Source organism: Novosphingobium kunmingense (assembly GCF_002813245.1).
GTDB classification, from domain to species: Bacteria; Pseudomonadota; Alphaproteobacteria; order Sphingomonadales; family Sphingomonadaceae; genus Novosphingobium; species Novosphingobium kunmingense.
In genome coordinates, this window is record NZ_PHUF01000003.1 from 547,050 (window position 1) to 571,590 (window position 24,541).

Here is a 24,541-nt window from a genome sequence, read left to right on the forward strand (position 1 = left end):
CTGTGTCCTCCCGTCAGATTTCGAAGCTGACCATCTTGGCCATGATGAAGCCGCCGATGCTCATCCAGGTGAGACCGCCCAGGCCGACCGCGATCAGGCGGTCGTCGCTGAAAAAGCCGCCGATGTAATCGGGGTTGATGAACCAGATCAGCGTGAAGACGATGAACGGCAGCGAGCCGACGATGTAGGCCGAGGCTTTCGATTCCGAGCTCATCGCCTTGATCTTCAGCTTCATCTGGCCGCGCTTGCGCAGCACGTCGGCAAGGTTCGACAGCGTTTCGGCCAGGTTGCCGCCGGTTTCGCGCTGGATTGCCAGCGTGATGCAGAAGAAGCTGAATTCGGCCATGTTGAGGCGGTCGGCGGTTTCCTGGAGCGCGTCCTCCATGGTCCGGCCGATCTTGATGCGTTCGGTGATGGCCTTGAACTCCTCGCCCACCGGTCCGGGCACTTCAGTCGCGATGACGCCCAGCGTCTCGGTCACCGGAAGCCCCGAACGCAGGCCGCGAACCAGCAGTTCGATCGCGTCGGGGAACTTGGTGGTGAACTTGACCCCGCGCTTGGTGATCGCGCGCGACACGACCATGTGCGGAATGCCCGCGCCGACGAACAGACCCAGCACCAGCGAAAGGAGCGGCGCGCTGGTCTTGATGAACATCAGCACCGCCACCGTCAGCGCAAGGCCGCCCGACGCATAGAGATACTGAGGCAGGGTCCAACCCTTGCCGGTGCGGTGCAGACGCAGAACCAGCGCAGCGACGCGCGACTGCGATCCTGCGATCTGGTGCATCTTGGGCTTGCGCGCGGCGACGGCCTTCTTGAGCTGCGCCTCGACCCGGTCGATGGTGCTTTCCGAATGGCGGAAGCGCACCGCCTGTAGGCGCCGCGCGCTTTCCTTGGCCACCGAAGGGCCGGCAAAGGCCGAATAGCCCAGGACCATGAAGGCCAGCAGGCCCAAGGCCACAAGCAGGAGCTGGATGATGTCCATCGCGGGTCTATCGCCTTCCTATCAGGGCCGTGGCTCCCGCCGGGGCGGGAGGGGATCCGGCCGGTCGTTCAGGCCTGGGCCGGAACGGGGGACTTGTCCTTCTTGGCCAGCATCGACTTGAGGTCGAGCTTGCCGAGCAGCGAGGTCTTGGCCTTGACCGCATCGTCGATCGTCTCGCCGTCGCTGACGCCCATGATGGACTTGGCGATATCGCGGATCACGGCGCCGGCCTTGCTGCCGCGGTTGGCGTCGGCGAAGGTCTGGCCAAGCTTGGCCGAATTGACCGCAGCCTTGAGATCGTAAGGGATCGCAAAGCCGATCTTGCGTTCGATCGAGGCTTCGAAATCCGCCTTGGTGATCTCGGCCAGGCCCGACTGGACGCGGTTGGCGACCACGATCGGCTGGACGTGTGCGGCGTTGGTCTTCAGCCACGACAGGATGCGGATCGCGTCGCGCGCGCCGGCCAGGGTCATTTCGGTGGTCAGGAGGACCACGTTCACGTCTGCCAGCAGGTGCGGGAAGTTGATCAGCATGTTGCGCGGCAGGTCGATGACCGTCATCTCGAAGGCCTGGCGGAACTCTTCCTCGAGCTGCACGAAGGCGGCGCCGTCGGTCATCAGCGGCGAGCTGATCGGCGCTTCGGCCGACAGGATCGCCAGGTGATCGTTGGCGCGGATCATCGCGCGTTCGATGAACAGTCCGTCGATGCGGCCCGGGTTCTCGATCGCGTCGGTCAGGCCGCGGCCCGGTTCGAGGTCGAGCGCAAGCGCGCCGGTGCCGAAGTGCACGTCGAGGTCGAGGAGCGCCGTCGGCATCTTCTCGTCGGCGCTGAACAGCCAGGCGAGCGAGGTGGCAAGCGTCGAGGCTCCCACGCCGCCGCGCGTGCCGATCACCGCGGTCGAGATGTGGCGCTTGGCCACGGCCGGGTCATGCTGCTTGGGCGCGGCGAACACCGCCTGGGCGTTGATCAGCGCGTCACGCACCGCCGCGGGCTGCAGCGGCTTGAGCAGGTAGTCGTGGATCCCGCTGGCAACGAGGTCGCGGTAGAGGCGCACGTCGTTGACCTGGCCCACCGCGATCACCACCGTGCCGGGTTCGCAGACCTCGGCCAGGGCGTTGATGTCGGACAGCGGATCGCCGCTTTCCGACAGATCGACCATCAGGATGTTGGGGCTGGCGGTGATCGACAGCGACTGGACCGCGTTGCGCAGGCCGCCCTTGTTGCACTTTTCGGGCTGCCAGCCCATTTCGATCACGACCGGGCGCAGCACGTCGAGCGCGGCCTCGTCGCAGATGAATGCGGCAAAGGCGTCGCGGTTGCCGGGGGTTGCGGGCTTCCAGGGAGCGTTCATGGCTTACTTCCCATCCTTCGTTGATTCAGCCTTCAGGCCGCCTTCGCCGGTCGGCTTGGCTTCGCGGTAGCTGTCGATCGCCTTGGTCGAGCTCATCACCACGGTCTGGCCCGAACCCGCCGCACCCTTGAGGAGGTGTTCGGGATCGGCGACCATCGAGGCGAAGTTCGAATTGGTGGCGCAGCCGTAGTTCGTGCTCGTCGCGTTGTTCAAAGACACGTCGGTCTTGCGCGACCAGTCCGGGCAGCCGGGGACCGACGCCGTGGTGCGCGTCACGACGACGCGGACAGTGCCGGCGTTGACCGCACCCGGGGTGACCGGTGCTTCGCCCGAAACGAGCATGCCATAACGGCCGGCGACCGATTCCACCGCTGCAAGGGTGGCCGCGCTGCCGAGCGGATCGTCGAGGCTGATCTTGTCGCCGTAGCGCAGGTCCATCGCTTCGAACCAGCCGGCCAGGCGGCGCTGTTCGGGGAGCGACAGGCCGCCGGGGCCCGAGGTCACGTCGAGCGTGTAGTTGGTCCGTTCGACCACCGGCTGGTGGACCGATTCGAGGCTGGTGTTGCCGCCCGTGAAGCCGCCGCACCCGCTGAGGGCCAGGCCGAGCGAGAGGGTGATGGCCGCCGTCAGGGCCGTGCGCTTGTTTCGATTACCCATGGTTCGTCACCTCTCAGTTCAGGCTGAAGCCGGGAGCCGCATCCTTCGATGCAGCGGCGGTCCGCGACTTGCGCTTCTTGTCGTCCTTTGCCGGCGCTTCGAGCGCGCCGACCTTGGGGGCGGCGACCGCGGCCGGGGCGGCGGTCGGCTTGGGCCGTTCGCCGCCCGACTTGCCGTCGTTCTCGAAGTGGCCGAGCAGCTGCTGCAGCGTGTTGGCGTTCTGGTAGCCATCGGTCGGCAGCTTGATGTCGCCGGCGTTGACCGGGTTCACCAGGTACGGCGTGACCACGATCACCAGTTCGGTCTCGCCGCGCTGGAAGTTGGTCGAACGGAACAGCGATCCCAGGATCGGAATGTCGCCCGCGCCCGGCATCTTCTTGAGCGTCTGCTGCGAGCTGTTGCTCATCAGGCCGGCGATCATGAAGCTCTGGCCCGAACCCAGTTCGATGGTGGTTTCGGCGCGGCGCACGGTCAGCGCAGGAACGTTGAAGCCGTTGAGCACGATGGCGCCCTGGCTCGACAGTTCGGATACTTCCGGGCGGACGCGCATCGAGATACGGCCGTTGGCCAGCACGATCGGCGTATAGGCCAGGCTGACACCGAACTTCTTGTATTCGACCGAGGTCGTGCCGAGGCCCTGGCTGATCGGGATCGGGATCGGGTATTCGCCGCCGGCGAGGAAGTCGGCGGTTTCACCCGATAGCGCGGTCAGGTTGGGCGACGACAGCGAGGTGACGAGACCGAGCGTTTCGCCAAGGTCGAGGGCGCCCAGGATGTCGAGCCCGAGCAGGCGGCCGGCGGCGGCCAGGGTGGTGCCATTGGCCATCGTGGTCACGCTGCTGGCGTTGACTTCGATGTACTTGGTCGGGTCGGCCGGATCGGGCACCAGCGTCTTGGTCGCGTTGCCCGCGCCCAGCGCCGAGCCGGGTCGGAAGTTGTTGAAGAACGGGCGGTTCTGCTGGCCGAGGCCGAACTGGAAGCCGCTGCTTCCGTCGATCGTCGTCAGGTTGACGCCGATCTGGCGGACCAGCGAGCGGCTGACCTCGGCAAAGCGGACCTGGAGGTTGACCTGCAGCGGGGTCGCCATCTTGAGGCGGCTGATCACGTTGGCGTCCTTGCCGACGAAGGCCTGGACCAGGCGCTGCGCCTCGGCCGCATCTTCGGGCGCGCCGACCGTGCCGGTCAGCAGGAAGGTGTTGGTGCCCATCGTCGACACGGCGACCTTGGCGTCGGGCATCGCCAGACGCAGCATCTGGTCGACGCTGTCGATGTTCGATCCGACGCGCACGTTGGCTGACCAGATCACCTGGCCTGCGGCGTTGCTGGCATAGACGGTGGTTTCACCGCCGGCCTTGCCGAAGACGTAGAGCTGGCGCGGCGACTTGACCTGCACGTCGGCGATCTGGTCGTTGGCGACGAAGACGTCGGCCATGGTATCGCCCACGGTGATCAACTGGCCGCGGCCGATCGACAGCACGATATCGTTCGCCGGGCGCGAGACCGACTGGGCCTGGGCGGCGGTTGCAGGCACCAGGGCCAGCGGCGCGGCAAGGCACGCGGCAGTCAGGAAGCGGGTCAGAAGGCGGTTCATCGGTCGGCCTTTCGTGGCGGAGCGGAATGGCGTGATGGGAAGCGTCATGTCAGCGGCTCCCCACGGATTCTTCGGTGGTGACCTTGCCGCGGGTCACGCGGACCACGGGGCCCGAGCGGACGACGGCCGGGCGACCGGCACCGGCTGCGCCAAGGGCCGAACCCATCGCGTTGCCGAACGAGGACATCGCGCTGCTCATCTGGCGCTGGGCCTGGGCCTGGCTCGGCATCGAGCGGCGCTGGAAGCGCGATACGTCGCCGCCGGTCACGAAGGTGGCTCCGGCATCGAGCGGGCGATTGAGCTGCTGGGAGAGGAACTTGTCTTCCTCTTCCTTGCTGAGGCCAGCGGGCACCTTGACCGAACCGCCCGCGATCGCGCGGTCGAGATCAGCCTGGCTGTCGGCCAGGCTACGCAGCGAAAGGCTGAGCTTGCCGATGCCGTCGGCGACCGCGATCTTCTCGGCCAGCTTCGGGGTCACTTCGAGCGTCACGGTGGTGGCGGTCTTGACCACGGTCTTGCCGTTTTCGGTTTCGGTTTCTGTGGTCTGGTCGGTGGCCAGAACGCGCAGGTTGCGGATGATGGTTTCCGCCGCCCGCAGCGCGTCGCCGCCGTCGGTCGGCTTGACCTGCTGGGTCAGAACGAGGTCGACGTGGTCACCCGGGAAGATGAAGCCGGCGACGCCGGTTTGCTTGGACACCGGGATCGTCACGGCGCGCATGCCCGGGCCGAGAGCGGCGGCGAGGAAGCCGCGGTCGCCCGGCTTGACGAGCGCGCCCTGGGTGACCGGCTGGCCGGCGGTGATCGGATAGCGAACCACCGTGCCGAGCAGCTTGGTCATGTCGGCCTTGCCGTCGATGTAATAGGCGTCCTGGACCATTTCCTTGGGCCAGGCCTGGTAAGAGACCGAATCGGCGGTGATGATCGTGCCGACGGGCAGGGCGCGCTGGGCGACCAGCACCTTTGGTCCCTTGGGCACGGCCTGGGCGGCTTCGGCCTGGGGGGCCGCGGCACCGACGAACATCGAGCGGGCAGCAAGCGCCGTGCCTACGGCCACGACCATCGCCCCCATCAGCAGCATCAGCTTTTTCTTATCCATGGCTTGGCAAGCCCCCTTGAAAACCCCGAAATATTGGTTTGATTTCGGGTAAATTGGTTAAAATCAGGTTCACTGCAGCCCGGTCGGGAGCTGCGATGTCACGATCACGTTGGAATACTGGCTAACCAGTACCCACAGCCCGGCTGCGGCGATCGCCACGCCATAGGGAATGGCCACCCGGTCGCGCTGGCGCCGGGCAATGTGCCAGGCGCCGAAAACCACGGTCAGCAGCAGGCCCACGAGGGCCATCACGATCAGCAACTTGCCGAACCAGTGCGGCGCGATCCACAGCGCCAGCGCGGTCAGCAGCTTGACGTCTCCCCCGCCCATCCAGCGCATCGCGAAAAGGACGGCGAAGACCGCGAAAACGGCGACGGCAAGTCCCAGCTGGTAGCCGACGTCGGGCCACAGCGAATAGCCAGCGGCCCACCAGTAGAGCGGCGCGGAGAGAGCGATTGCGGCGTTCAGCCAGTTGTCGATCTGGCGGCGGCGCAGGTCGGTAAAGGCGGCAACCAGCAGCGCGATTGCCAAGGCCCCCTGCAATAGGTAACGAAAATCGATGTCCGGCATAATGCCCCCTGATCCCCTGGGGACACGTGTAAAGGGCAGGGCTTACTAAAAAGTAACCAGTCCCAAGAGGCCGAAATTAGCCAAATGCCCGCCGCTATCGATCGCCGTGCCATACCCGCCGATGCCGCGGAATCGCGCTGGAGCGCGCCCGACGGGCACGCCATCCGGCGCATCGACTGGCCTGCAGCGAACGGGCTGGCAAAAGGCTCGCTGCTGTTCTTTCCGGGGCGCGGCGACTCTTACGAGAAGTACCTCGAAACGCTCGACCACTGGGCACAGGGTGGCTGGCGGGTGACCGCGATGGATTGGCGCGGACAGGCAGGCTCGGGCCGCCTCGGCACCGATCCCGTGACCGGACACATCGACGATTTCGCGACCTGGGTGTCCGACCTTGCCGTGTTCTGGGCGCAATGGATCAAGGACGCGCCCGGCCCGCACGTGCTGGCCGGGCATTCGATGGGCGGGCACCTGGTGCTGCGCGCCGCAGCAGAAGGGCGGGTCGCGCCCGACGGCTTGCTGCTCTGCGCGCCGATGATGGGCTTTCGCGACAGTTATGCGCCGGCTCCACTCATGCACCTGGCGGCAAAGCTGATGGCCGCGCTGGGCGACAGGCGCCGTCTCGCCTGGAAGTGGAGCGAGAAGCCAGGCGAGGTTCCCGCCGACCGCAACCTGCTCCTGACCCATGACGGCGATCGCTATGCCGACGAACTTTGGTGGCGCGCTGCGCGGCCGGAACTCGCCATGGGGCCGGGGTCGTGGGGCTGGGTCGAACGGGCCTATGCCTCGATGCGCTTGCTGGACAGCGAACACGCGCTCGACGCGGTGACCATGCCGGTCCTGATCCTCGCCGCACGCCACGACCAGCTGGTCAGCTACAAGGCGATCGACCGGGCCGGCGATCGGCTGCGCAATTGCGAGATGCTGCGTTTCGGCCCCGAGGCGTTCCACGAGATTCTGCGGGAGGAGGATGCGGTCCGCGACCGCGCGCTCGAGGCTTGCGATCGTTTCCTTGCCGGTATCGCGGCGGACTGATCGCCAATGGAGTCGGTTTACGATCATGCCGTGATCGGCGCCGGGATCGCGGGCGCGTCGCTCGCTGCGGGTCTGGTTGCGAACGGCAGCGTCCTGCTGCTCGAGGCGGAGGACCAGCCCGGCTATCATTCGACCGGCCGGTCGGCGGCGTTCTGGGCGGAAAGCTATGGCGGGCCGCTGATCCAGCCGCTGACCACCGCATCGGGCCCGTTCCTGTCCGACCATGGCTTCCTGTCGCCGCGCGGGGCGCTGACCCTGGCGCGGGCCGAGGAGAAGTCCGCGCTCGACGCCTTCGTCGCGACCTTCAGCGCGCTTGGTGTGCGGGTCGATCCGCTGGACCGTGAACAACTTGAAAGCTGGCTCCCCGGCCTTGCCGAGCCGTGGCGGCACGGCGCCTACGAGCCCGATTGCACGGATATCGACGTTGCCGGCCTCCATCAGTTGTGGCTTGGCGCGGCGCGCAGGGGCGGGGCGAACGTGGCGACCCGGGCCCGGCTGGCCGCCGCGCGATACGAAGGCGGCCTGTGGCGGATCGAGACTGCCGATGGGCGCGGCTTTGCCGCGCGGGTGCTGGTCAACGCCGCGGGCGCCTGGGCCGACGAGGTGGCGGCGGCCTGCGGGGTTCGGCCGATCGGCATCCAGCCGATGCGCCGCACCGTCGCGCAGTTGCGCGTAGGCGTGCCCGTTCGAGCCGATCTTCCCCTGACGCTTGGCATCGACGGGCTGTTCTACTTCAAGCCCGAAAACGGCCGCCTGTGGCTCAGCCCTCATGACGAGACGCCCACGCCACCGTGCGATGCCGCGCCCGAAGACCTCGACGTCGCCGTGGCGATCGACCGGTTCGAAGGGGTGGTCGACTGGCCGGTCCTCGCGGTTGAGCGCAAGTGGGCGGGCCTGCGCAGCTTTGCGCCCGACCGGCTGCCGGTCTACGGCTTTGCGCCCGACAGCCCGGCGTTCTTCTGGTTCGCCGGGCAGGGCGGCTTCGGCATCCAGACCGCACCCGCCGCCGCCGATCTGGCGCTGCGACTGCTGCGCGGCGAGGCGCCGGGCGCGGTCGATCCGGAACCCTACCGTCCGGGGCGCTTTACCTGACGCCGACCGACAGCGCGGCGTCGCTGGCCAGCTGGTCGGCGCGTTCGTTTTCGGGGTGACCGCTGTGGCCCTTGACCCAGATCCAGTGGATCTTGTGCGGGCGCACGGCAGCCAGCAGTTCCTGCCACAGTTCGGCATTGGCGACGGGCTTCTTCGCCGCGTTCTTCCAGCCGTTCTTCTGCCAGCCGAAGACCCAGCCGGTGATCCCGTCGATCACGTAGCGGCTGTCGGTGTGAAGCTTCACCTCGCACGGCTGTTTCAGCGCGTTCAACGCGCGGATCACCGCGGTCAGCTCCATCCGGTTGTTGGTGGTGGCCGCTTCGCTGCCGGACAGCTCCTTCTCATGGTGCCCCATGCGCAGCACCGCGCCCCAGCCGCCGGGGCCAGGGTTGCCCTTGCAGGCGCCATCGGTGAATATCTCGACGTGCTTCACCGGAGCATCAGGACGGGAGTCCACTCCGCATTCGCGTAAAAGCGTTCGAGGCGGTGGCCAAAGGCGCGCGGGTCCTTCTTGGCAACGAGGGCGTCGGCGGGAGTGTTGATCCAGTCATAGGCACGCGAGGCAAGAAAACGCAGACATGCGGCGCGGGCCAGAATGGGCAGAGCTTTCAGTTCGTCGGAAGAAAGCGGCCGAACCGTTTCGTAACCGTCCAAAAGGGCCATCGAAATGCGCGCGTCGAAGCTCTGACCATCCGGCGAGAAGCACCAGGCCGCGTGTGTTACCGCGACATCGTAGGCGCAGAATCCGTTGCAGGAGAAATAGAAGTCGATCAGGCCGGTTACGACATTGCCAAGCATCAAGACGTTGTCGGGGAACAGGTCCGCGTGGATCACCGATTGCGGCAGGTCTTGCGGCCACAGGCGCTCAAGCTCGTCTAGCTGGCTGAACGCCAGCGATGGCAGGGCCGGATCGATTTCGGCCAGCGGTGCTTCTCCGCATGATTCCAAAAGCCGTCTTGATTCGACCAAATCCATCGCGTTGGCGCGGGTCATCGGGAAATCGGCGGCGGCAAGGTGCAGCCGGGCCAGCGCCTCTCCCACGGCCCGGGCCTGATCGGGCGTCGGCTGGCTGACCGACACGCCGGGCAGGTATTCGATCAGCGCCACCGCCTTGTCGCCGATGGTGCGGTAAAGCTGACCCTGCCGGTCGTGGATCGTGCGCGGCACCGGGCAGCCCTTTGCGGCCAGATGATCGAGCAGCGCCAGGAAATAGGGCAGTTCGGCGGTGTCGATGCGAAACTCGTACATCGTCAGGATGAAGCGCGCGCCGGCGCCGTCGCTGCCGGTGGTTTCGATCAGCCAGTTCGAATTGGACACGCCCTCGGCAATGCCCTTGGCGCTGACCAGGGTGCCGACATCGAAATGGCCGATCAGCTCGGCCATCTCTTCCGCGCCCAGGTGGGTATAGACCGCCATCAGTCGGCCAGCTGGCGGGGCAGCTTGAAGATCATCTTCTCTTCGGCGGTCACGACCTTTTCGACCGTCAGGCTGCGCAGCGAGGCGATGCGGGCGACGACCTCGTCGACCAGCGCCTCGGGCGCGGAGGCGCCGGCGGTGAGGCCCATCGTTTCCACGCCTTCGAACCAGGCCGGATCGATGTCCGTCGCGCGCTGGACGAGGTGCGCCTTCGCTCCGCAGCGTTGCGCCACTTCGAGCAGGCGGACCGAGTTGGAGCTGTTGGGCGCGCCGATCACCAGAACCAGCTGGCAGCGCGGCGCGATCGCCTTGACCGCAGCCTGGCGGTTCGACGTTGCATAGCAGATGTCCTCGGCCTTGGGTCCGACGATCTGCGGGAACCGGGCGCGCAGGGCGGCGACGATCTCGGCGGTGTCGTCGACCGACAACGTCGTCTGGGTAAGGAAGGCGAGCGGCTCATCGGTGGTGAAGGGCAGCGCGGCGACATCCTCGACCGTCTCGACCAGCGTCATCTTGCCGTCCGGCACCTGGCCCATCGTGCCGATCACCTCGGGGTGGCCGCGGTGGCCGATGAACAGGATCTGGCGCCCGGCCTCGATCTGCCGTTCGGCCTGGCGATGGACCTTGCTGACCAGCGGACAGGTCGCATCCAGCCAGTCGAGCCCGCGGCTGGTCGCTTCGGCCGGGACGGATTTGGGCACGCCGTGGGCGCTGAACACCACCGGGGCGCCATCGGGCACCGCGTCCAGTTCCTCGACGAATATCGCGCCCTTGGCCTTCAGCCCATCGACCACGTAGCGGTTGTGGACGATCTCGTGGCGCACATAGACCGACTGGCCATAGCGTTCCAGCGCGCGTTCGACGATCTCGATCGCGCGGTCCACGCCGGCGCAGAATCCGCGCGGCGCCGCCAGCAGGAGGTGCATCGGGGGCAGGTCCGGATCGGGAAAGGAAGCGTTCATGTTCGCCCCCCTAGCGCTTTGCTCCGTGTGCGGCTAGGGCAAGCGGAAGTTCCCGACCCGGACCGAATTGCAAGGATGCCGAAATGATCGTTCGCCCCCGCCTGCTTGCCTCTCTTGCTGTGCTGGCAGCGCTCGCCGGCTGCAAGAGCGCGGGCGATATCGTTGTCGACCAGGGGGTTGGGATCCAGGCCGTCCGCAGCGCCTGCCCGGCGGTTGGCATCCCCGACTTTACCGGCGACGTGACCCTTTTCCGCACGCCCGGCAGCACCACGGCCGACAATATCGACGTGGTCGCGGCTATGACCAACGTGCGCACCGCCTGCAACGAGACCGGCGAGAAGGTGACCAGCACCGCGACCTTCGACGTGCTGGCCCGCCGCACCGACACTCGCGGCGCGCGCCAGGTGACCATCCCCTATTTCTCGGTGGTTACGCGCGGCGGCACGGCGGTGATCGCCAAGCGCATTGGCCAGGTCACGCTGAATTTCGCCGACGGCCAGGAACGCGCCCAGGCGACCGGCACCGGATCGGCCTTCATCGACCGGGCCGAAGCGACGCTTCCCGCCGACATCCGCGAGAAGATCACCCGCGAGCGCAAGGCCGGCGAGGCCGACGCGGCGATCGACCCGCTCTCGCTTCCTGACGTCAAGGCCGCCGTTGCCCGCGCGACCTTCGAACTGCTGGTCGGCTTCCAGCTCGACCAGAACCAGCTCAACTACAACGGCACCCGCTAGGGGCAGCCAGGCGCCCTCCCACAGAGGTTTCCTTGGCGACGCACATGCGCTAGGCGCGCCGCCATGACCGATACCACCACGCTTCACGCCGCCTTTGCGGCTCACGTCGATGCTGCGCTCGATGCGCTCGAGGCTGCGGGTACCATTCCCGCGCTGCCGCGCGGCGCCGTGGCGGTGGAGCCACCGCGCGATCCCTCGCACGGCGACCTTGCAACCAACGCGGCAATGGTGCTGGCCAAGCCTGCCGGCACCAATCCGCGCGCGTTGGCCGAGGCGCTGGCGGCGCAGCTGCGCAAGGTCGCGGGCGTCACCTCGGTCGAGATCGCCGGACCGGGATTCCTCAACCTGCGGCTCGATCCGGCGCTGTGGCTGGGCGAACTGCGGGCGATCGCCGCGCTGGCCGGTGACTATGGCCGCTCGGCCATGGGCAAGGGCACGACGGTCAATGTCGAATATGTCTCGGCCAATCCGACCGGGCCGATGCACATGGGCCACTGCCGCGGCGCGGTGGTGGGCGATGCGCTGGCGAGCCTGCTTGAATACGCCGGGCACGACGTGATCCGCGAATATTACGTCAACGACGCCGGCAGCCAGGTCGACGTTCTCGCCCGCTCGGCTCACGTGCGCTACCGCGAAGCGCTGGGCGAGGCCGTGGGCGAGATCCCCGAGGGGCTCTATCCGGGAGACTATCTGGTACCAGTGGGTCAGGCCCTGGCCGCCGAGTTCGGCGATGCCTATGCAAGAGCGCCCGAGGCCGAGTGGCTCGTGCCGTTTCGCGAGCGCGCGGTCGCGGCCATGCTCGACATGATCCGCGCCGACCTCGCGCTGCTCGGCATCCATCACGACCTGTTCTCGTCCGAAGCGGAGCTGCAGGCCGCCGGCAAGCCCGAACAGGCCGAAAAGTGGCTGCGCGACCATGATCTCGTCTATGACGGCCATCTGGAGGCGCCAAAGGGCAAGACTCCCGATGACTGGGAGCCGGTCGAACTGCCGCTGTTCCGCTCGACCCGGTTCGGCGACGACCAGGACCGCCCGATCCGCAAGAGCGACGGGTCCTGGACCTATTTCGGCGCCGACCTCGCCTATCATTTCCAAAAGGCGGAAAAGACCGACGCGCTGGTCGATATCTGGGGTGCGGACCATGCCGGCACGGTCAAGCGGATCAAGGCTGCCGTCGCCGCGCTGACCCAGGGTCAGGGCAAGGAGAAGCCGTTCGAGGTCAAGCTGGTCCAGATGGTCCAGCTGATGAAGGGCGGCCAGCCGTTCAAGATGTCGAAGCGCGCCGGGAACTTCGTGACGCTGGCCGATGTGGTCGAAATGGTGGGCAAGGACGTGGTCCGTTTCACCATGCTGACCCGCAAGCCCGAAGCGCAGATGGATTTCGATTTCGACAAGGTGGTCGAAGCCTCGAAGGACAACCCGGTGTTCTACGTCCAGTACGCCCACGCGCGGATCCGTTCGACGCTGCGCAAGGGCGCGGCCGAAGGCTTTGCGCCGTCGGACGAGGCGCTCGACCGGCTGGGCGAGGAAGAACTCGCGGTGATCCGACTGGCAGCGCAGTTTCCGCGCATCGTCGAGGCCGCCGCCGCCGCGCGCGAGCCGCACCGTATCGCCTTTTACCTCTACGATCTGGCCGGCGCGCTGCACGGGTACTGGAACCTTGGCAACGATCGTCCCGAAAAGCGGTTTATCGTCGCCAGTGACGCGCGCCTGACGGCTGCAAGGCTTTATCTTGCCGCCCAGATCGGGCAGCTTATCCGCAACGGCCTCGCCTTGCTGGGGGTTGAGGCTGTGGAGGAAATGTAGGGATGGCGGGCGAACACGACGATCACGACAGCCAGGGCGACTGGGGCAAGCCGCCCGAAGCTGGCGCGGCGCCCGTGCGGCTGGATTTCGCCGAGGACGAGGGACGCCTGCCCTGGCTGGAATCGGCCGACGACGATTTCGACGATTACGACACCGGCGGCAGCCGCCTGCTCGGGCTGGTTGCGGTCGGCGCGCTCGCCCTCGTCGGCATAGTCGGGGCGATCTGGTGGGCGTCGAACAGCGGACCGGATCCGGATGCCGTCGCCGACGGTAGCGTGATCGCCGCGCCCAAGGAGCCCTACAAGGTCGCGCCGCAGGATCGTGGCGGCAAGACCTTCGCCGGTACGGGCGACAGCAGCTATGTCGTTTCCGAGGGCCAGACCCGCACCGCACGCATGGGCGAGAACGCCGGCGCGCCGCCGCCGGGGCCAAGTCCGTCGCCCGATGCCAGCGGATCGTCTCCGGCCAAGGTCGTTCCGGTCGGCGTCGGGGTCCAGGTCGGGGCCTACAATTCGCGCGACAGTGCCGAGGCCGGCTGGACCCGCGTTACTGCGCAGGCGGGCGACGTGCTGTCGGGCGTGCCGCACCGGGTGGTCGAAGGCAGTGCCGACATCGGCAAGGTCTATCGCCTCCAGGCCGTGGCCGGCGATGCGGCGGCGGCCAATGCGCTTTGCGGCCGGCTCAAGGCGGCGGGCGTCTCCTGCCAGGTGAAGTAGGCCGCACAATCCACACGTCTCGAGGTCCGCTTGCTTGCCAAGGGCGCACGGGCCTGCGATTTTCGATCCTGCAATGACACCCGCGATTTTTGGCCTGTCCGGTTTGACGCTGAGCGCGGACGAGCGCGCCTTTTTCCGTGAAGCGGACCCGGCGGGCTATATCCTGTTCGGCCGGAACATAGAAAGCCGCGAACAGGTCCGTGCGCTGACCGACGATCTGCGCGCGATCCATGGGCGCGAGCGACTCCTGATCACCATCGACCAGGAAGGTGGCCGGGTGGCGCGGATGCGGCCACCGGTCTGGCCAGCCTATCCGGCGGGCGCGCTGTTCGACGCGCTCTACGACATTGCCCCGGCCAGCGCGATCGAAGCTGCGCGCGCCAATGCGGAGGCGATGGGCCACGATCTTGCCGAAGTCGGCATCACCTGCACCCACGCCCCCGTGCTCGACGTGCGGCAGGAAGGCGCCCACGACGTGATCGGCGACCGCGCGCTGGGCCGCGAGCCGCTGCGCGTGGCAGCGCTCGGACGCGCCGTGCTCGATGGTCTTGGCCGCGCCGGGATAGCCGGGACGATCAAGCACATGCCGGGGCATGGACGCACGTCGACCGATACCCACAAGGAAATGCCGACGGTCACCGCCAGCGCCGATGAACTGGAGGTCGACCTCGCCCCGTTCCGCGCGCTGAACGACGCGCCGATCGGGATGACCGGACACCTGCTGTTCATTGCCTGGGACGCGGCCAATCCGGCCACGCAATCGCCCACCATCATCAGTGACATCATTCGCGGATCGATCGGCTTCACCGGTCTCTTGCTGACTGACGATCTCGACATGGAGGCGCTCAGCGGCACCGTGCCCGAACGCGCCGAGCGCGCGCTGGCGGCGGGCTGCGACATCGCGCTCAACTGCTGGGCGAAGATGGACGACATGGTGGGCATCGTCGAGCGCTGCGGCGCGATGAAGACTGAGGTCGCGGCGCGGCTCGACCGCGCGCTGGCCGATACGCGGGTCGACGGCGCGCGGGGCGTGCAGCGTGAATTGCTGGCCAAGCGCGATGCGCTGCTCGGCCTGGTGGAGCAGCAGGCTTGAGCGACGGCGTAGAACCCCTGCCGCTGGACCTGCCCGAGGACGATTGGCAGGGCGTGGCCACGGCGGCTGCGGGGGACGAGGCGCTCTATCTTGAACTCGACGGGTGGGAAGGGCCGCTCGACCTGCTGCTCGATCTCGCGCGGCGGCAGAAGGTCGACCTGCGCAAGATCTCGATCCTCGAACTGGTCGACCAGTACCTGACCTACATCGAAGGGGCCGAAGCGCTGCGGCTGGAACTGGCGGCGGATTACCTGGTGATGGCTGCCTGGCTCGCCTACCTCAAGTCCGCGTTGCTCCTGCCGCGCGACGAGCAGGCCGATCCCAGCCCCGAGGAACTGGCCCTGCGCCTGCAATTGCGGCTGCAGCGGCTGGCGGCGATGCGCGATGCCGCGGCGCGGCTGATGGGCCGTGACCGGCTGGGCCGTGACGTCTTCGCGCGCGGCGCGCCAGAGGGATTGCGGGTGGACCGGAAGGCGCTGTGGCAGTGCGACTGGTTCGCGCTGGTCCAGGCCTATGGTCAGGTCAAGGCGCGCACCGCGCCGGTGGTCCACATGGTCCGCGACCGCATGGTCATGACGCTCGATTCAGCGCTGTCGCGCGTGTCCTCGATGCTCGGCGTCTCGCTCGACTGGATGGAACTGAAGGACTTCCTGCCGCCCCATGCCGATCCGCGTTTGCGCAAGTCGGCGCTGGCCTCCAGCTTTGTCGCTGCGCTCGAGCTGGCTCGGCTGGGCAAGGCGGAACTCGACCAGCAGGATACCTTCGGCCCGCTGCTGCTGCGCGGTATCAAGGCGTGAGCGGCCCCGGCGAGCTGACCCGTGCGGTCGAGGCGACGCTGTTCGCCGCCGAAGAACCGATGAGCGCCGAAGCGATATCGACGCACCTCGGCGGCGCGGACGTGGGGGACGCGCTGGCGGAACTGGCATCGCACTACGCGGAGCGCGGCGTGCACCTGGTCGAGCGGGGGAAGCGCTGGCACTTCGAAACCGCGCCGGACCTCGCTCACTTGCTGCGCCGCGAGAAGGAAGAGGTGCGCCGCCTGTCGCGCGCGGCAACCGAGGTCCTCGCCATCGTCGCCTACCATGAGCCGGTCAGCCGCGCCGAGATCGAATCGATCCGCGGAGTGCAGACCGCCAAGGGGACGCTCGACGTGCTGATGGAAGCGGGCTGGGTGCGCATCGTCGGTCGGCGCGAGGTGCCGGGCCGACCGGTGATCTATGCGACGACGCCTGATTTCCTCACTCATTTCGGCCTTGCCAGCCGTCGCGATCTGCCCGGAATCGACGAACTGCGCGCCGCGGGTCTGCTTGATCCGGTCGAGGATGCGCTGGCCGCCGCCATGGAAACGCCAGTCACGGCAAGCGAAGAAGCTGCCGATGACGACGATCGGGACGCGGACGAAACATCGGTCTGACTGGCAATCCCCGGGCCGTTGGCCTAGATAGCTGGAAACAGGGGGAGCCGGGCCGTCCCGCCCGCCAAACCAGGAGTGATTTCAATGGGTCTGTCGCTTCCGCATCTGATCATCCTCGCGCTGGTCGTGCTGGTGCTGTTCGGTCGTGGCCGCATTTCCGAAATGATGGGCGATTTCGGCAAGGGCATCAAAAGCTTCAAGGAAGGCATGAACGACGAGGCCAACCCGCCGGTCACGCCGCCCGCGCAGCAGATCCCGCCGCCGCCGCCCGCCAACCAGGCGACGCTCAACGGCGAAACGGTGATCGATTCGACCTCGCAGCCGCCCAAGCCCTGATCCCGCGCCGGGACGCGCGCCATGTTCGACATCGGCTGGGATGAAATGCTGTTCACGGCGATCGTCGCGATCGTCGTCATCGGGCCCAAGGACCTGCCGCGCGCGCTGCGCACCGCGGGGCAGTGGATCGGCAAGATCCGCCGTGTGTCCGGGCACTTCCGTTCCGGCATCGAAACCATGATCCGCGAAGCGGAAATGGAAGATATGGAAAAGAAGTGGCGCGAACAGAACGATCGCATCATGGCGCAGACCCCGCCCGGCTGGAACGCGGCAGAGGCCAATCTGGTCGGGCCTGACCCCGGTATCGGCACCGGCGCCCCCCCGCTGATGACCGAGCTGCCTGCCCCTGCCGAGCCGCCCGCCGCTGCGGCGAACCCGGATGCCGCCGCGCCCGAACTGCCGCTCGGCTCCCCCAAGGCCGGCTGATGGTGTTCCAGATCCGCGACATCGACGAAACCCAGGCGCCGCTGCTCGACCACCTGATCGAACTGCGCACGCGGCTGTTGCGCTCGATCGTGGTCCTCGCGATCGCTTTCGTCATTTGCTTCAGCTTTGCCGACGACATCTTTGGCTTCCTGGTCCGCCCGCTGACCGAGGCGTTTCCGCCGGGACAGGGCAAGCTGATCTACACCAAGCTCTACGAAGCCTTCTTCGTCGAGATCAAGGTGGCGCTGTTCGCGGCCTTCTGCCTAGCCTTTCCGTTCATCGCCAACCAGCTCTGGGCCTTCGTCGCGCCGGGGCTCTACGCGCGCGAAAAGAAGGCGTTCCTGCCATTCCTGTTCCTCACCCCGGCGCTGTTCTTCAGCGGCGCGGCACTCGCCTATTACGTGGTCATGCCCACGGCGTTCCGCTTCTTCCTCAATTTCGAGGGCCAGAAGGGCGGGCTGACGCTCGAAGCGCTGCCAGGCACGGGCGATTACCTCAGCCTCGTCATGCAGTTCATCCTCGCCTTCGGGATCAGTTTCCTGCTGCCGGTGCTGCTGCTGCTGCTCGAGATGGCGGGGCTGGTCAGCCGCACGCAGCTTGCGGGCATGCGCCGCTATGTGATCGTCGCGATCACGGCGGTGGCGGCCATCATCACCCCGCCCGACGTGGTCTCGCAGCTGATGCTGCTGGTGCCGATGTGGCTGCTGTTCGAAGGTTCGCTGCTGGTCATGTGGCTCGGCGAAAAGCGCAAGGCCGCCGCCGACACCACGGTGCAGACCGCAGAGGCTCCGGCCGAAGCGCCCTAGCGCCCGTCGACCGGAACCGGCCGTTCCCGCTTCGGCGGCTCTGCCGGCGGAGCGGGCGGACGCGCCGCGTCGTAGACCAGTTGGCCGTTGACCCAGGTCTGCAGTACCTTCGTCGCGCGCAGGTCGGCCGGAGTGGCCAGCATTGGATCGCGGTCGAGCAGCAGGAAGTCGGCGCGCTCGCCGCGGATCAGCCGGCCAAAGCGCCCCTCACCGAAACCGGCATAGGCGGCATCGGCGGTATAGGCGGTCAGCGCCTGTTCGCGGGTGACCTTTTCCTGCGGCTGCCAGCCGCCGAAGGGCTGTCCATCAGGCCCCTGGCGGGTGATCGCAGCGGCGAACCCTGCCCAGGGATCCGGCAGTTCGACCGGCGCGTCGGACCCGAAGGCAAGCTTGGCCCCGGTGCCGTTCAGCGATTTCCATGCATAGGCGCCGGCCAGTCGCGCCGGGCCGAGCCGCGCTTCGGCCATCACGCGGTCGCTCGTTTCGTGGACCGGCTGCATCGAAGCGATGATGCCGTACTTGCCGAAGCGGGCGATGTCGGCGGGATCGACCACCTGGGCGTGCTCGATCCGCCAGCGGCGATCGCCCTTGTAGGTCTGGGCCATGTCCTCGATCGCGGAGAGCAGTGCTGCGTTGGCTTCGTCCCCGATGGCGTGGACCGCGACCTGGAAATTGTCGAATGCGGCGCGGCTCATCAGGTTCTTGAGCGCGGTGTCCTGCGTGATCCTCAGCCCCCTGGTGCCGGGCATATCGGCGTAGGGCGCCTTGAGGCTCGCCCCGCGCGAACCGAGTGCGCCGTCCATGTAGAGCTTCACGCCGTTGAGGCGCAGCTTGTCGTCGTAGAGCCACGGGCTTGGCCCCGGGCCGCCGATCAAGACCATGTTGTCGACGCCCGAGGCGTAGCTCATGATGCGCAGGCGCAGCGCGCCGGTGTCGCCGGCGCGGCGGAACGATTGCCAGTCCTCGATGCTGCTGCCCATGTCGGCCACAGCCGTGATGCCGCGCTTCAGGAGCAGGTCCTGCGCCGTCGCCAGCGCGAGGTCGCGGTCCTCGGGACGCGGCGCCGGCACCTTGACCAGGTCCATCGCGGTGTCGACCAGCACGCCCGCCGGCCGTCCGCCGGGGGCGACACGCTCGATCTTGCCGCCGGCGGGTTCCTTCGTCGCGGCGGTCACGTTCGCCATGGCCAGCGCGCGGGTGTTGGCCCAGCCGGCGTGACCATCGACGCGTTCGAGCCAGACCGGCCGGTCAGCGACCACGGTGTCGAGTTCGGCGGCGGTCGGGAAGCGGCCCAGCTTCCACAGTTCCTGGTTCCAGCCGCGGCCGAGGATCCACGGCCGGTCCGGGTGGGCGCGGGCATAGGCGGCGATCTTCGCCTTGGCCTCCTCGAGCGAGGTCGTTTCCGACAGGTCGAGCGTCAGCGCGCCGAAGCCGATGCCCATCACGTGGACGTGCGCGTCGATCATGCCGGGCACCAGCACGCGGCCCTTGCCGTCGACCGCATAGTCGACCTTGCCCGGCCGCTTGTCGCCGCGGCGGAAGGTCTGGACGATGCGTCCGTCGTTGCCGATCAGGAGGCCGGTGAAGCGTTCAACCTGCCCCTTGGCATCGATGGTCATGCCATCAACGTTGTCGACCAGCGTATCGGCTGCGGCCGACGATGCGGCAGCGACAATGGCGGCCGCGGCCGCCAGCAACGGGTATTTCATGCCTTGCCCTTTCGCGGGAGAACGCGGACCAGCGCGGAGGTATCCTGCCGTCCGCCGCCGATCGCCTGAACCTGCGCATAGATCTGGTCGATCTGCGCCGCCACCGGCAGCGACACCCCGATCGAGCGTCCTTCGTCGAGCGCCAGGCCCATGTCCTTGCGCATCCAGTCGACCGCGAAGCCGAAATCGAATTCGTCGCGCGCCATGGTGTGCCAACGGTTGTCCATCTGCCAGCTTTGCGCCGCACCGCCCGAAATCGCCTCGTAGACCTTGTCGAGATCGAGGTGTGCCGACTGGGCAAAACGCAGCGCTTCGGACAAGCTGGCGATGATCCCGGCAAAGGCGATCTGGTTGACCATCTTGCAGGTCTGGCCCGCGCCCGCCTTGCCGACGTGGACGATCCGCTTGGTGTAGCACTCCATGATCGGGCGCGCCGCCTCGATCGCGTCTGGGCGACCCCCGGCCATGACGGTCAGCTGGCCGTTCTCGGCCCCGACCTGCCCGCCGGTCACCGGCGCGTCGACGCAGTGGACCTCGAGGTCGCGCGCTTCGACCGCGATCTGCCGGGCGATGCGCGCCGAAACGGTGGTATGATCAATGAACACGGCCCCGCGCTTCAACGTGGTGAAGACCCCCATCGGGCCGAGCACGACGTCTGCCAGGTCATCGTCGTTGCCGACGCAGGTCAGCACGCAATCGGCGCCGCTTGCGGCATCGGCGGGGCTTTCGGCGATGCGGAGCGAAAGGTCGGGATTGGCGTCCTGCCAGCGTTCGATCCGTCCCATCGACCGGTTGTAGACGGTCAGCGAATGGCCCGCGCGCGCGATATGGCGGGCAATCGCGCCACCCATCACGCCAAGGCCCAAGAAGGAAACGTTCAGCGGCTCGGTCATGGGCGAACCCTTACCGGATTTCGGGTGGCCTGCCAGTGGGAAAGGGATTGGTCGGGCATTCTGCCGGCGCTATGGCGGCGGCGATGACAATGCCACCTGAACGCACGGCCAGGGCCCTGCGCATCCTGTTCTGGCTGCTTCTGGCAACCGCGCTCTATTTCGCGCTCGATCCGCGGCCGCCGCGAGGGCCGCTGGACCGGCTGGGCGACAAGTGGGAGCACATGATCGCCTTTGCGACCCTGACCTTCGTTGCCGTCCTGGCCTGGCCCCGGCGCAGCGTCTGGCGGATCGCCGTTCTTCTTGCCGGGTTTGGCGCGCTGATCGAACTGTTGCAGGCCTATCCCGCGATCCACCGCGACAGCGACTGGCGCGATTTCGTGGCCGACTGCGTGGCGATTGCCCTGACCGCACTGACGATCCGACCGCTGGTCAACCGATTTGCGAAAGGTCGCGCTTTGCCGTAACGGCGCTGGCGATGACCGAAACCGCCCAGACCATCGATCCTGCCCTGCTCACCATCGCCGACGTCCGGTCAGCTGCCGCCCGCATCGCCGGTGCGGTTGTGCGCACCGACTGCGACTACAGCCGCACGCTGAGCGAGATTACCGGGGCGGACATCTGGCTGAAGTTCGAGAACCTGCAGTTCACCGCCGCCTACAAGGAGCGCGGCGCACTGAACGCGCTGCTGCACCTGGACGACGAGCAGCGGCGGCGCGGCGTCATCGCGGCATCGGCCGGCAATCACGCCCAGGGCCTGTCCTATCACGGCAGCCGGCTCGGCATTCCCGTTACCATCGTCATGCCGCGCACGACGCCGACGGTGAAGGTCATGCAGACCGAGGCGGTCGGCGGTACCGTGGTCCTTGAAGGCGAGACCTTCGACGATGCCTACGAACACGCGCGTTCGATGGAAAAGCAGCTGGGCCTGACCTTCATCCACCCGTTCGACGACCCGCTGGTCGCGGCCGGGCAGGGGACGGTCGCGCTCGAGATGCTGGAGGATGTGCCCGACCTCGACATGCTGGTGATCCCGATCGGCGGCGGCGGGCTGTCGACCGGGATGGGCGTGGCAGCGCGCGCGATCAAGCCGGACATCGGCATCATCGGCGTCGAAGCCGAACTGTTCCCCTCGATGTACAACCGGTTGAAGAATGCCGCCCTCGAAACGGGCGGCGATACCCTCGCTGAAGGCATCGCGGTTAAGGAACCGGGCCGGTTCACCTCGCGGATGCTGGCCGGGCTGGTCGACGATATCGTCCTCGTCAACGAGGCGACGCTGGAAAACGCCGTCTCCTTGCTGCTGCAGATCGAAAAGACCGTGGCCGAAGGCGCCGGCGCCGCGGGCCTCGCGGCAGTGCTCGCCTATCCCGAGCTTTTCCGCGGCAAGAAGGTCGGCATTCCGATCACTGGCGGCAATATCGACACGCGCCTCCTCGCCAACGTGCTGCTGCGCGATCTGGCCCGTTCGGGTCGCCTCGCCCGGCTTCGGCTGACGCTGCAGGACCGCCCCGGAGCGCTGTTCAAGGTGATGGGCGAATTCGACCGGCATAACGTCAACATCATCGAGATCTACCACCAGCGGATCTTCACCCATCTGCCGGCCAAGGGGTTGATCACCGACATCGAATGCGAGGCCCGCGACAAGGACCAGCTCGACGCGCTGGTCGCCGCGCTGCGCGCCAAGGGCTACGAGGTCGACCAGGTCGAACTGGGCTGAAACGGGACGATTGCGCGCGCGCTGTGCAAAACGGCCGCGTTTGCCCTCATTCGTGGTTAAAACACTTTCAACACGTTCGCTTGGGATGCATAGTGCGCTGGTAACTCCGTATTAAGGATACCGCGCTGCTGTGACGGCTCCAGTCCGCTTTCCCCGGTTCTTCGTCACGAGCTCTGCCCCGTGCCCCTATCTGCCGGGCCGTAACGAGCGCAAGGTGTTCACCGAACTCAAGGGGCCGCACGCCGACCAGCTCAACGATGCGCTCGGCCGGATCGGGTTCCGGCGCAGCCAGACCGTGGCCTACCGCCCGTCCTGCGTCGACTGTTCGGCCTGCGTCTCGGTGCGCGTCGTGGCGGGTGAATTCCGCCCTTCGTCCACCCAGCGGCGAACGCTCAAGGCCAATTCCGACCTCGTCGCGACGATCTGCCGTCCCTGGTCGACGGTCGAGCAGTTCGAACTGCTCCAGCGCTACCTTGCCCACCGCCACCCTGGCGGCGGCATGGCCAGCATGGACGAGGTCGACTTTGCCGATATGGTCGAACACACGCCGGTCGATACCCAGATCATCGAATACCGCGAGCCGACTCCGGAAGGATTGCCGGGACGGCTGGTGGGTGCCTGCCTGACCGACCGACAGGGCGATGGCTTGTCGATGATCTACAGCTTCTATGATCCCGACCATGCCTGGCGGCAGGGGTTGGGGAACTACATCATTCTGGACCACATCCGCCGCGCGGCCGACGAAGGCCTGCCCTACGTCTACCTCGGCTATTGGGTCGAGGGTTCGGTGCGGATGCAGTACAAGGTGCGCTATCGCCCGCTGGAACGTCTGGGCCGCGACGGATGGAGCCGGATCGCCGATGACGAGCATGACCGCCTGGTTGCCGCCGCCGCCACCCTGCGCCGCGAAGACGCCGAGCCGCTCGACGGACTGACGAAGGACGGGGCCCACGGCGGCCAGGATCAGTACCGCGTCGACGCCTAGGTCGCGCGCGCTTCCATCACATGCCGGTCGAACAGGTGTGCCAGCAGCGCGCCCGACAATTGCGCCAGCACGAAACCCGGCACGCTCGCCGGGGCGATCCCGGCAAAGGTGTCGCTGACACTGCGCGCGAGAGTGATCGCCGGGTTGGCGAAGCTGGTCGAGGCGGTGAACCAGTAAGCCGCCGCGATATAGAGCGCGACGCTGGCGGGAAGGGCCTGGGGCCGGTGCCGCGCGGTCAGCAGGATCGTCGTGACAAGGCCGAAGGTGGCGATCCCTTCGGCCAGCCATTGCCCCGGTCCGCTGCGCAGGTGCTGCGACACCTGCAGCACGGGCAGGTCGAACATGGCATGGGCCGCCCAGACCCCGAGCACGCCGCCCGAGACCTGCGCGGCAATCAGCGCCGCCGCGCTGGCATTGGTCTCGCTGCCGCGCAGGCGCAGCACCAGCGTTACCGCAGGATTGAACTGCGCACCAGATACCGGGCCGAGCATGGCAATCAGCACGAACAGGATCGCCGCCGTAGCGCCTGTGTTGGCGAGCAGCGCCACGGCCGTGTCGCTTCCGGCCAGCGTCTCGCCCATCACGCCAGACCCGATCACGGTGGCGAAAAGGAAGAAACTGCCGAGCGCTTCGGCCCAGAGGCGGCGGCTCATGCGGCGCCTTCCATCCGGCCGATCGCGGCGAGTGCTTCCTGTGCCTGGGCCCGGTCCATCGCGGCGAGGTCGAGCGCGAGGAACGCCGCGACCCTCATGTCGAGCAGGCGCCACGTTTCGGCAAAGGCGGCGTCGATCTCGGCCTCGCTGCCGGTCGCGTCGGCCGGGTCGGGCAACCCCCAGTGGGCGCGCAGGGGCGTGCCGGGAAAGACCGGGCAGGCCTCGCCCGCGGCATTGCCGCAGACCGTCACCGCCAGATCGATCGCGGGCGCATCCGGGCCGGTAAACTCGGTCCACGACTTGGAGCGGAAAGGCGCCGTATCGATGCCTTCCGCCACGAGCTTGCGGAGCGCTCCGGGGTGCGGAACGCCCTTGGGCTTGCTGCCCGCGCTGTAGGCGGCGATCTTTCCCCGGCTGCGCTGCGCGAACAGCGCTTCGCCGAGGATGGAGCGTGCCGAATTGCCGGTGCAAAGCACCAGTACCGAGCGAACCTCAACCAT

The 24,541-nt window shown here is 67.4% G+C and carries 27 protein-coding genes; 14 read left to right on the top strand and 13 right to left on the bottom strand.

Features of this window, described 5'->3' with window-relative positions:
* Positions 1-13: 13 nt before the first annotated feature.
* The 6 genes from B0I00_RS08660 to B0I00_RS08685 form a co-directional block, all read right to left on the bottom strand.
* Positions 14-985: a type II secretion system F family protein gene (locus B0I00_RS08660; RefSeq protein ID WP_100866968.1), complete on the bottom strand. Its 972-nt coding sequence runs from the start codon at positions 983-985 to the stop codon at positions 14-16.
* Positions 986-1,053: 68 nt separating this feature from the next.
* Entirely contained in the window at positions 1,054-2,337 is a 1,284-nt protein-coding gene (locus B0I00_RS08665; RefSeq protein ID WP_100866969.1) for a P-loop NTPase family protein, read from the bottom strand.
* Positions 2,338-2,340: 3 nt separating this feature from the next.
* Positions 2,341-2,994 carry a CpaD family pilus assembly protein gene (locus tag B0I00_RS08670; RefSeq protein ID WP_100866970.1) on the bottom strand — a complete coding sequence of 218 codons (654 nt, stop codon included), beginning with the start codon at positions 2,992-2,994 and terminating at the stop codon, positions 2,341-2,343.
* A 13-nt stretch (positions 2,995-3,007) separates the two neighbouring features.
* Positions 3,008-4,585: a type II and III secretion system protein family protein gene (locus B0I00_RS08675; RefSeq protein ID WP_232730171.1), complete on the bottom strand. Its 1,578-nt coding sequence runs from the start codon at positions 4,583-4,585 to the stop codon at positions 3,008-3,010.
* A gap of 49 nt (positions 4,586-4,634) precedes the next feature.
* The gene (gene cpaB / locus B0I00_RS08680; protein ID WP_100866972.1) at positions 4,635-5,681 is read right to left on the bottom strand and encodes a Flp pilus assembly protein CpaB; all 1,047 of its coding nucleotides are present in this window, start codon (positions 5,679-5,681) and stop codon (positions 4,635-4,637) included.
* Positions 5,682-5,750: 69 nt separating this feature from the next.
* Positions 5,751-6,251, bottom strand: coding sequence for an A24 family peptidase (locus B0I00_RS08685; RefSeq protein WP_100866973.1), 501 nt, complete (start codon positions 6,249-6,251; stop codon positions 5,751-5,753).
* 84 nt (positions 6,252-6,335) lie between these two features.
* On the opposite strand from B0I00_RS08685, the gene B0I00_RS08690 reads away from it, so the two are divergent.
* Both B0I00_RS08690 and B0I00_RS08695 read left to right on the top strand, forming a co-directional pair.
* Positions 6,336-7,283: an alpha/beta fold hydrolase gene (locus B0I00_RS08690; protein WP_100866974.1), complete on the top strand. Its 948-nt coding sequence runs from the start codon at positions 6,336-6,338 to the stop codon at positions 7,281-7,283.
* A gap of 6 nt (positions 7,284-7,289) precedes the next feature.
* The gene (locus B0I00_RS08695; RefSeq protein WP_100866975.1) at positions 7,290-8,375 is read left to right on the top strand and encodes an NAD(P)/FAD-dependent oxidoreductase; all 1,086 of its coding nucleotides are present in this window, start codon (positions 7,290-7,292) and stop codon (positions 8,373-8,375) included.
* On the opposite strand, the gene rnhA is transcribed toward B0I00_RS08695, so the two are convergent.
* Genes rnhA through ispH form a run of 3 tightly spaced genes read right to left on the bottom strand, consistent with a single transcriptional unit; the run spans position 8,368 to position 10,753 of the window.
* A complete protein-coding gene (rnhA, locus tag B0I00_RS08700) occupies positions 8,368-8,808 on the bottom strand; it encodes a ribonuclease HI (RefSeq protein ID WP_100866976.1) in 441 nt (146 codons plus the stop codon). The two genes, B0I00_RS08695 and rnhA, sit on opposite strands and share 8 nt — an antisense overlap.
* Complete coding sequence (gene thrB / locus B0I00_RS08705) at positions 8,805-9,791, bottom strand: homoserine kinase (protein WP_100866977.1); 987 nt, start codon at positions 9,789-9,791, stop codon at positions 8,805-8,807. Before thrB ends, rnhA begins: the two co-directional genes overlap by 4 nt.
* Positions 9,791-10,753 (bottom strand): 4-hydroxy-3-methylbut-2-enyl diphosphate reductase, encoded by a 963-nt coding sequence (ispH, locus tag B0I00_RS08710; protein WP_100866978.1) that lies wholly within the window; start codon positions 10,751-10,753, stop codon positions 9,791-9,793. The genes thrB and ispH overlap by 1 nt, the downstream gene beginning before the upstream one ends.
* Before the next feature lie 83 nt (positions 10,754-10,836).
* Here ispH and B0I00_RS08715 point away from each other — a divergent pair, with 83 nt between their 5' ends.
* The 9 genes from B0I00_RS08715 (at position 10,837) to tatC (ending at position 18,084) form a co-directional block, all read left to right on the top strand.
* Positions 10,837-11,487, top strand: coding sequence for a hypothetical protein (locus B0I00_RS08715; protein WP_100866979.1), 651 nt, complete (start codon positions 10,837-10,839; stop codon positions 11,485-11,487).
* 63 nt (positions 11,488-11,550) lie between these two features.
* On the top strand, positions 11,551-13,293 hold the full coding sequence (gene argS / locus B0I00_RS08720) for an arginine--tRNA ligase (protein WP_100866980.1): 1,743 nt from the start codon (positions 11,551-11,553) through the stop codon (positions 13,291-13,293).
* Between the two features lie 2 nt (positions 13,294-13,295).
* Positions 13,296-14,009: an SPOR domain-containing protein gene (locus B0I00_RS08725; RefSeq protein ID WP_100866981.1), complete on the top strand. Its 714-nt coding sequence runs from the start codon at positions 13,296-13,298 to the stop codon at positions 14,007-14,009.
* Positions 14,010-14,082: 73 nt separating this feature from the next.
* Positions 14,083-15,102: a beta-N-acetylhexosaminidase gene (gene nagZ, locus B0I00_RS08730; RefSeq protein WP_100866982.1), complete on the top strand. Its 1,020-nt coding sequence runs from the start codon at positions 14,083-14,085 to the stop codon at positions 15,100-15,102.
* Positions 15,099-15,899 carry a segregation and condensation protein A gene (locus tag B0I00_RS08735; protein WP_100866983.1) on the top strand — a complete coding sequence of 267 codons (801 nt, stop codon included), beginning with the start codon at positions 15,099-15,101 and terminating at the stop codon, positions 15,897-15,899. Before nagZ ends, B0I00_RS08735 begins: the two co-directional genes overlap by 4 nt.
* Positions 15,896-16,516, top strand: coding sequence for an SMC-Scp complex subunit ScpB (gene scpB, locus B0I00_RS08740; protein ID WP_100866984.1), 621 nt, complete (start codon positions 15,896-15,898; stop codon positions 16,514-16,516). The genes B0I00_RS08735 and scpB overlap by 4 nt, the downstream gene beginning before the upstream one ends.
* Positions 16,517-16,600: 84 nt before the next feature.
* Positions 16,601-16,852: a twin-arginine translocase TatA/TatE family subunit gene (gene tatA / locus B0I00_RS08745; RefSeq protein ID WP_100866985.1), complete on the top strand. Its 252-nt coding sequence runs from the start codon at positions 16,601-16,603 to the stop codon at positions 16,850-16,852.
* 21 nt (positions 16,853-16,873) lie between these two features.
* On the top strand, positions 16,874-17,278 hold the full coding sequence (tatB, locus tag B0I00_RS08750) for a Sec-independent protein translocase protein TatB (protein ID WP_100866986.1): 405 nt from the start codon (positions 16,874-16,876) through the stop codon (positions 17,276-17,278).
* Entirely contained in the window at positions 17,278-18,084 is an 807-nt protein-coding gene (tatC, locus tag B0I00_RS08755; RefSeq protein ID WP_100866987.1) for a twin-arginine translocase subunit TatC, read from the top strand. Before tatB ends, tatC begins: the two co-directional genes overlap by 1 nt.
* Here the strand turns inward: tatC and B0I00_RS08760 are convergent.
* Positions 18,081-19,793, bottom strand: a complete 1,713-nt coding sequence (locus tag B0I00_RS08760; RefSeq protein WP_100866988.1) for an amidohydrolase — start codon at positions 19,791-19,793, stop codon at positions 18,081-18,083. The genes tatC and B0I00_RS08760 overlap by 4 nt on opposite strands.
* Positions 19,790-20,686 (bottom strand): NAD(P)-dependent oxidoreductase, encoded by an 897-nt coding sequence (locus B0I00_RS08765; protein ID WP_100866989.1) that lies wholly within the window; start codon positions 20,684-20,686, stop codon positions 19,790-19,792. Before B0I00_RS08765 ends, B0I00_RS08760 begins: the two co-directional genes overlap by 4 nt.
* Before the next feature lie 83 nt (positions 20,687-20,769).
* On the opposite strand from B0I00_RS08765, the gene B0I00_RS08770 reads away from it, so the two are divergent.
* The 3 genes from B0I00_RS08770 (at position 20,770) to B0I00_RS08780 (ending at position 23,388) form a co-directional block, all read left to right on the top strand.
* Positions 20,770-21,150, top strand: a complete 381-nt coding sequence (locus B0I00_RS08770) for a VanZ family protein (RefSeq protein WP_198519179.1) — start codon at positions 20,770-20,772, stop codon at positions 21,148-21,150.
* Between the two features lie 11 nt (positions 21,151-21,161).
* The gene (locus B0I00_RS08775; protein WP_100866990.1) at positions 21,162-22,403 is read left to right on the top strand and encodes a threonine ammonia-lyase; all 1,242 of its coding nucleotides are present in this window, start codon (positions 21,162-21,164) and stop codon (positions 22,401-22,403) included.
* Between the two features lie 130 nt (positions 22,404-22,533).
* Positions 22,534-23,388, top strand: coding sequence for an arginyltransferase (locus B0I00_RS08780; protein ID WP_100866991.1), 855 nt, complete (start codon positions 22,534-22,536; stop codon positions 23,386-23,388).
* Here the strand turns inward: B0I00_RS08780 and B0I00_RS08785 are convergent.
* Together B0I00_RS08785 and B0I00_RS08790 are read right to left on the bottom strand one after the other, a co-directional pair.
* Positions 23,385-24,041 (bottom strand): aquaporin, encoded by a 657-nt coding sequence (locus B0I00_RS08785; protein ID WP_100866992.1) that lies wholly within the window; start codon positions 24,039-24,041, stop codon positions 23,385-23,387. The two genes, B0I00_RS08780 and B0I00_RS08785, sit on opposite strands and share 4 nt — an antisense overlap.
* Positions 24,038-24,541: an arsenate reductase ArsC gene (locus tag B0I00_RS08790; protein ID WP_100866993.1), complete on the bottom strand. Its 504-nt coding sequence runs from the start codon at positions 24,539-24,541 to the stop codon at positions 24,038-24,040. Before B0I00_RS08790 ends, B0I00_RS08785 begins: the two co-directional genes overlap by 4 nt.

Bases quoted from the DNA above. Each gene is read 5' to 3' on its own strand.
- B0I00_RS08660 (WP_100866968.1), bottom strand. From the start codon at position 985: ATGGACATCATCCAGCTCCTGCTTGTGGCCTTGGGCCTGCTGGCCTTC.
- B0I00_RS08665 (WP_100866969.1), bottom strand. From the start codon at position 2,337: ATGAACGCTCCCTGGAAGCCCGCAACCCCCGGCAACCGCGACGCCTTT.
- B0I00_RS08670 (WP_100866970.1), bottom strand. From the start codon at position 2,994: ATGGGTAATCGAAACAAGCGCACGGCCCTGACGGCGGCCATCACCCTC.
- B0I00_RS08675 (WP_232730171.1), bottom strand. From the start codon at position 4,585: ATGAACCGCCTTCTGACCCGCTTCCTGACTGCCGCGTGCCTTGCCGCG.
- cpaB (WP_100866972.1), bottom strand. From the start codon at position 5,681: ATGGATAAGAAAAAGCTGATGCTGCTGATGGGGGCGATGGTCGTGGCC.
- B0I00_RS08685 (WP_100866973.1), bottom strand. From the start codon at position 6,251: ATGCCGGACATCGATTTTCGTTACCTATTGCAGGGGGCCTTGGCAATC.
- B0I00_RS08690 (WP_100866974.1), top strand. From the start codon at position 6,336: ATGCCCGCCGCTATCGATCGCCGTGCCATACCCGCCGATGCCGCGGAA.
- B0I00_RS08695 (WP_100866975.1), top strand. From the start codon at position 7,290: ATGGAGTCGGTTTACGATCATGCCGTGATCGGCGCCGGGATCGCGGGC.
- thrB (WP_100866977.1), bottom strand. From the start codon at position 9,791: ATGGCGGTCTATACCCACCTGGGCGCGGAAGAGATGGCCGAGCTGATC.
- ispH (WP_100866978.1), bottom strand. From the start codon at position 10,753: ATGAACGCTTCCTTTCCCGATCCGGACCTGCCCCCGATGCACCTCCTG.
- B0I00_RS08715 (WP_100866979.1), top strand. From the start codon at position 10,837: ATGATCGTTCGCCCCCGCCTGCTTGCCTCTCTTGCTGTGCTGGCAGCG.
- argS (WP_100866980.1), top strand. From the start codon at position 11,551: ATGACCGATACCACCACGCTTCACGCCGCCTTTGCGGCTCACGTCGAT.
- B0I00_RS08725 (WP_100866981.1), top strand. From the start codon at position 13,296: ATGGCGGGCGAACACGACGATCACGACAGCCAGGGCGACTGGGGCAAG.
- nagZ (WP_100866982.1), top strand. From the start codon at position 14,083: ATGACACCCGCGATTTTTGGCCTGTCCGGTTTGACGCTGAGCGCGGAC.
- tatA (WP_100866985.1), top strand. From the start codon at position 16,601: ATGGGTCTGTCGCTTCCGCATCTGATCATCCTCGCGCTGGTCGTGCTG.
- tatB (WP_100866986.1), top strand. From the start codon at position 16,874: ATGTTCGACATCGGCTGGGATGAAATGCTGTTCACGGCGATCGTCGCG.
- tatC (WP_100866987.1), top strand. From the start codon at position 17,278: ATGGTGTTCCAGATCCGCGACATCGACGAAACCCAGGCGCCGCTGCTC.
- B0I00_RS08760 (WP_100866988.1), bottom strand. From the start codon at position 19,793: ATGAAATACCCGTTGCTGGCGGCCGCGGCCGCCATTGTCGCTGCCGCA.
- B0I00_RS08765 (WP_100866989.1), bottom strand. From the start codon at position 20,686: ATGACCGAGCCGCTGAACGTTTCCTTCTTGGGCCTTGGCGTGATGGGT.
- B0I00_RS08770 (WP_198519179.1), top strand. From the start codon at position 20,770: ATGACAATGCCACCTGAACGCACGGCCAGGGCCCTGCGCATCCTGTTC.
- B0I00_RS08775 (WP_100866990.1), top strand. From the start codon at position 21,162: ATGACCGAAACCGCCCAGACCATCGATCCTGCCCTGCTCACCATCGCC.
- B0I00_RS08785 (WP_100866992.1), bottom strand. From the start codon at position 24,041: ATGAGCCGCCGCCTCTGGGCCGAAGCGCTCGGCAGTTTCTTCCTTTTC.
- B0I00_RS08790 (WP_100866993.1), bottom strand. From the start codon at position 24,541: ATGGTTGAGGTTCGCTCGGTACTGGTGCTTTGCACCGGCAATTCGGCA.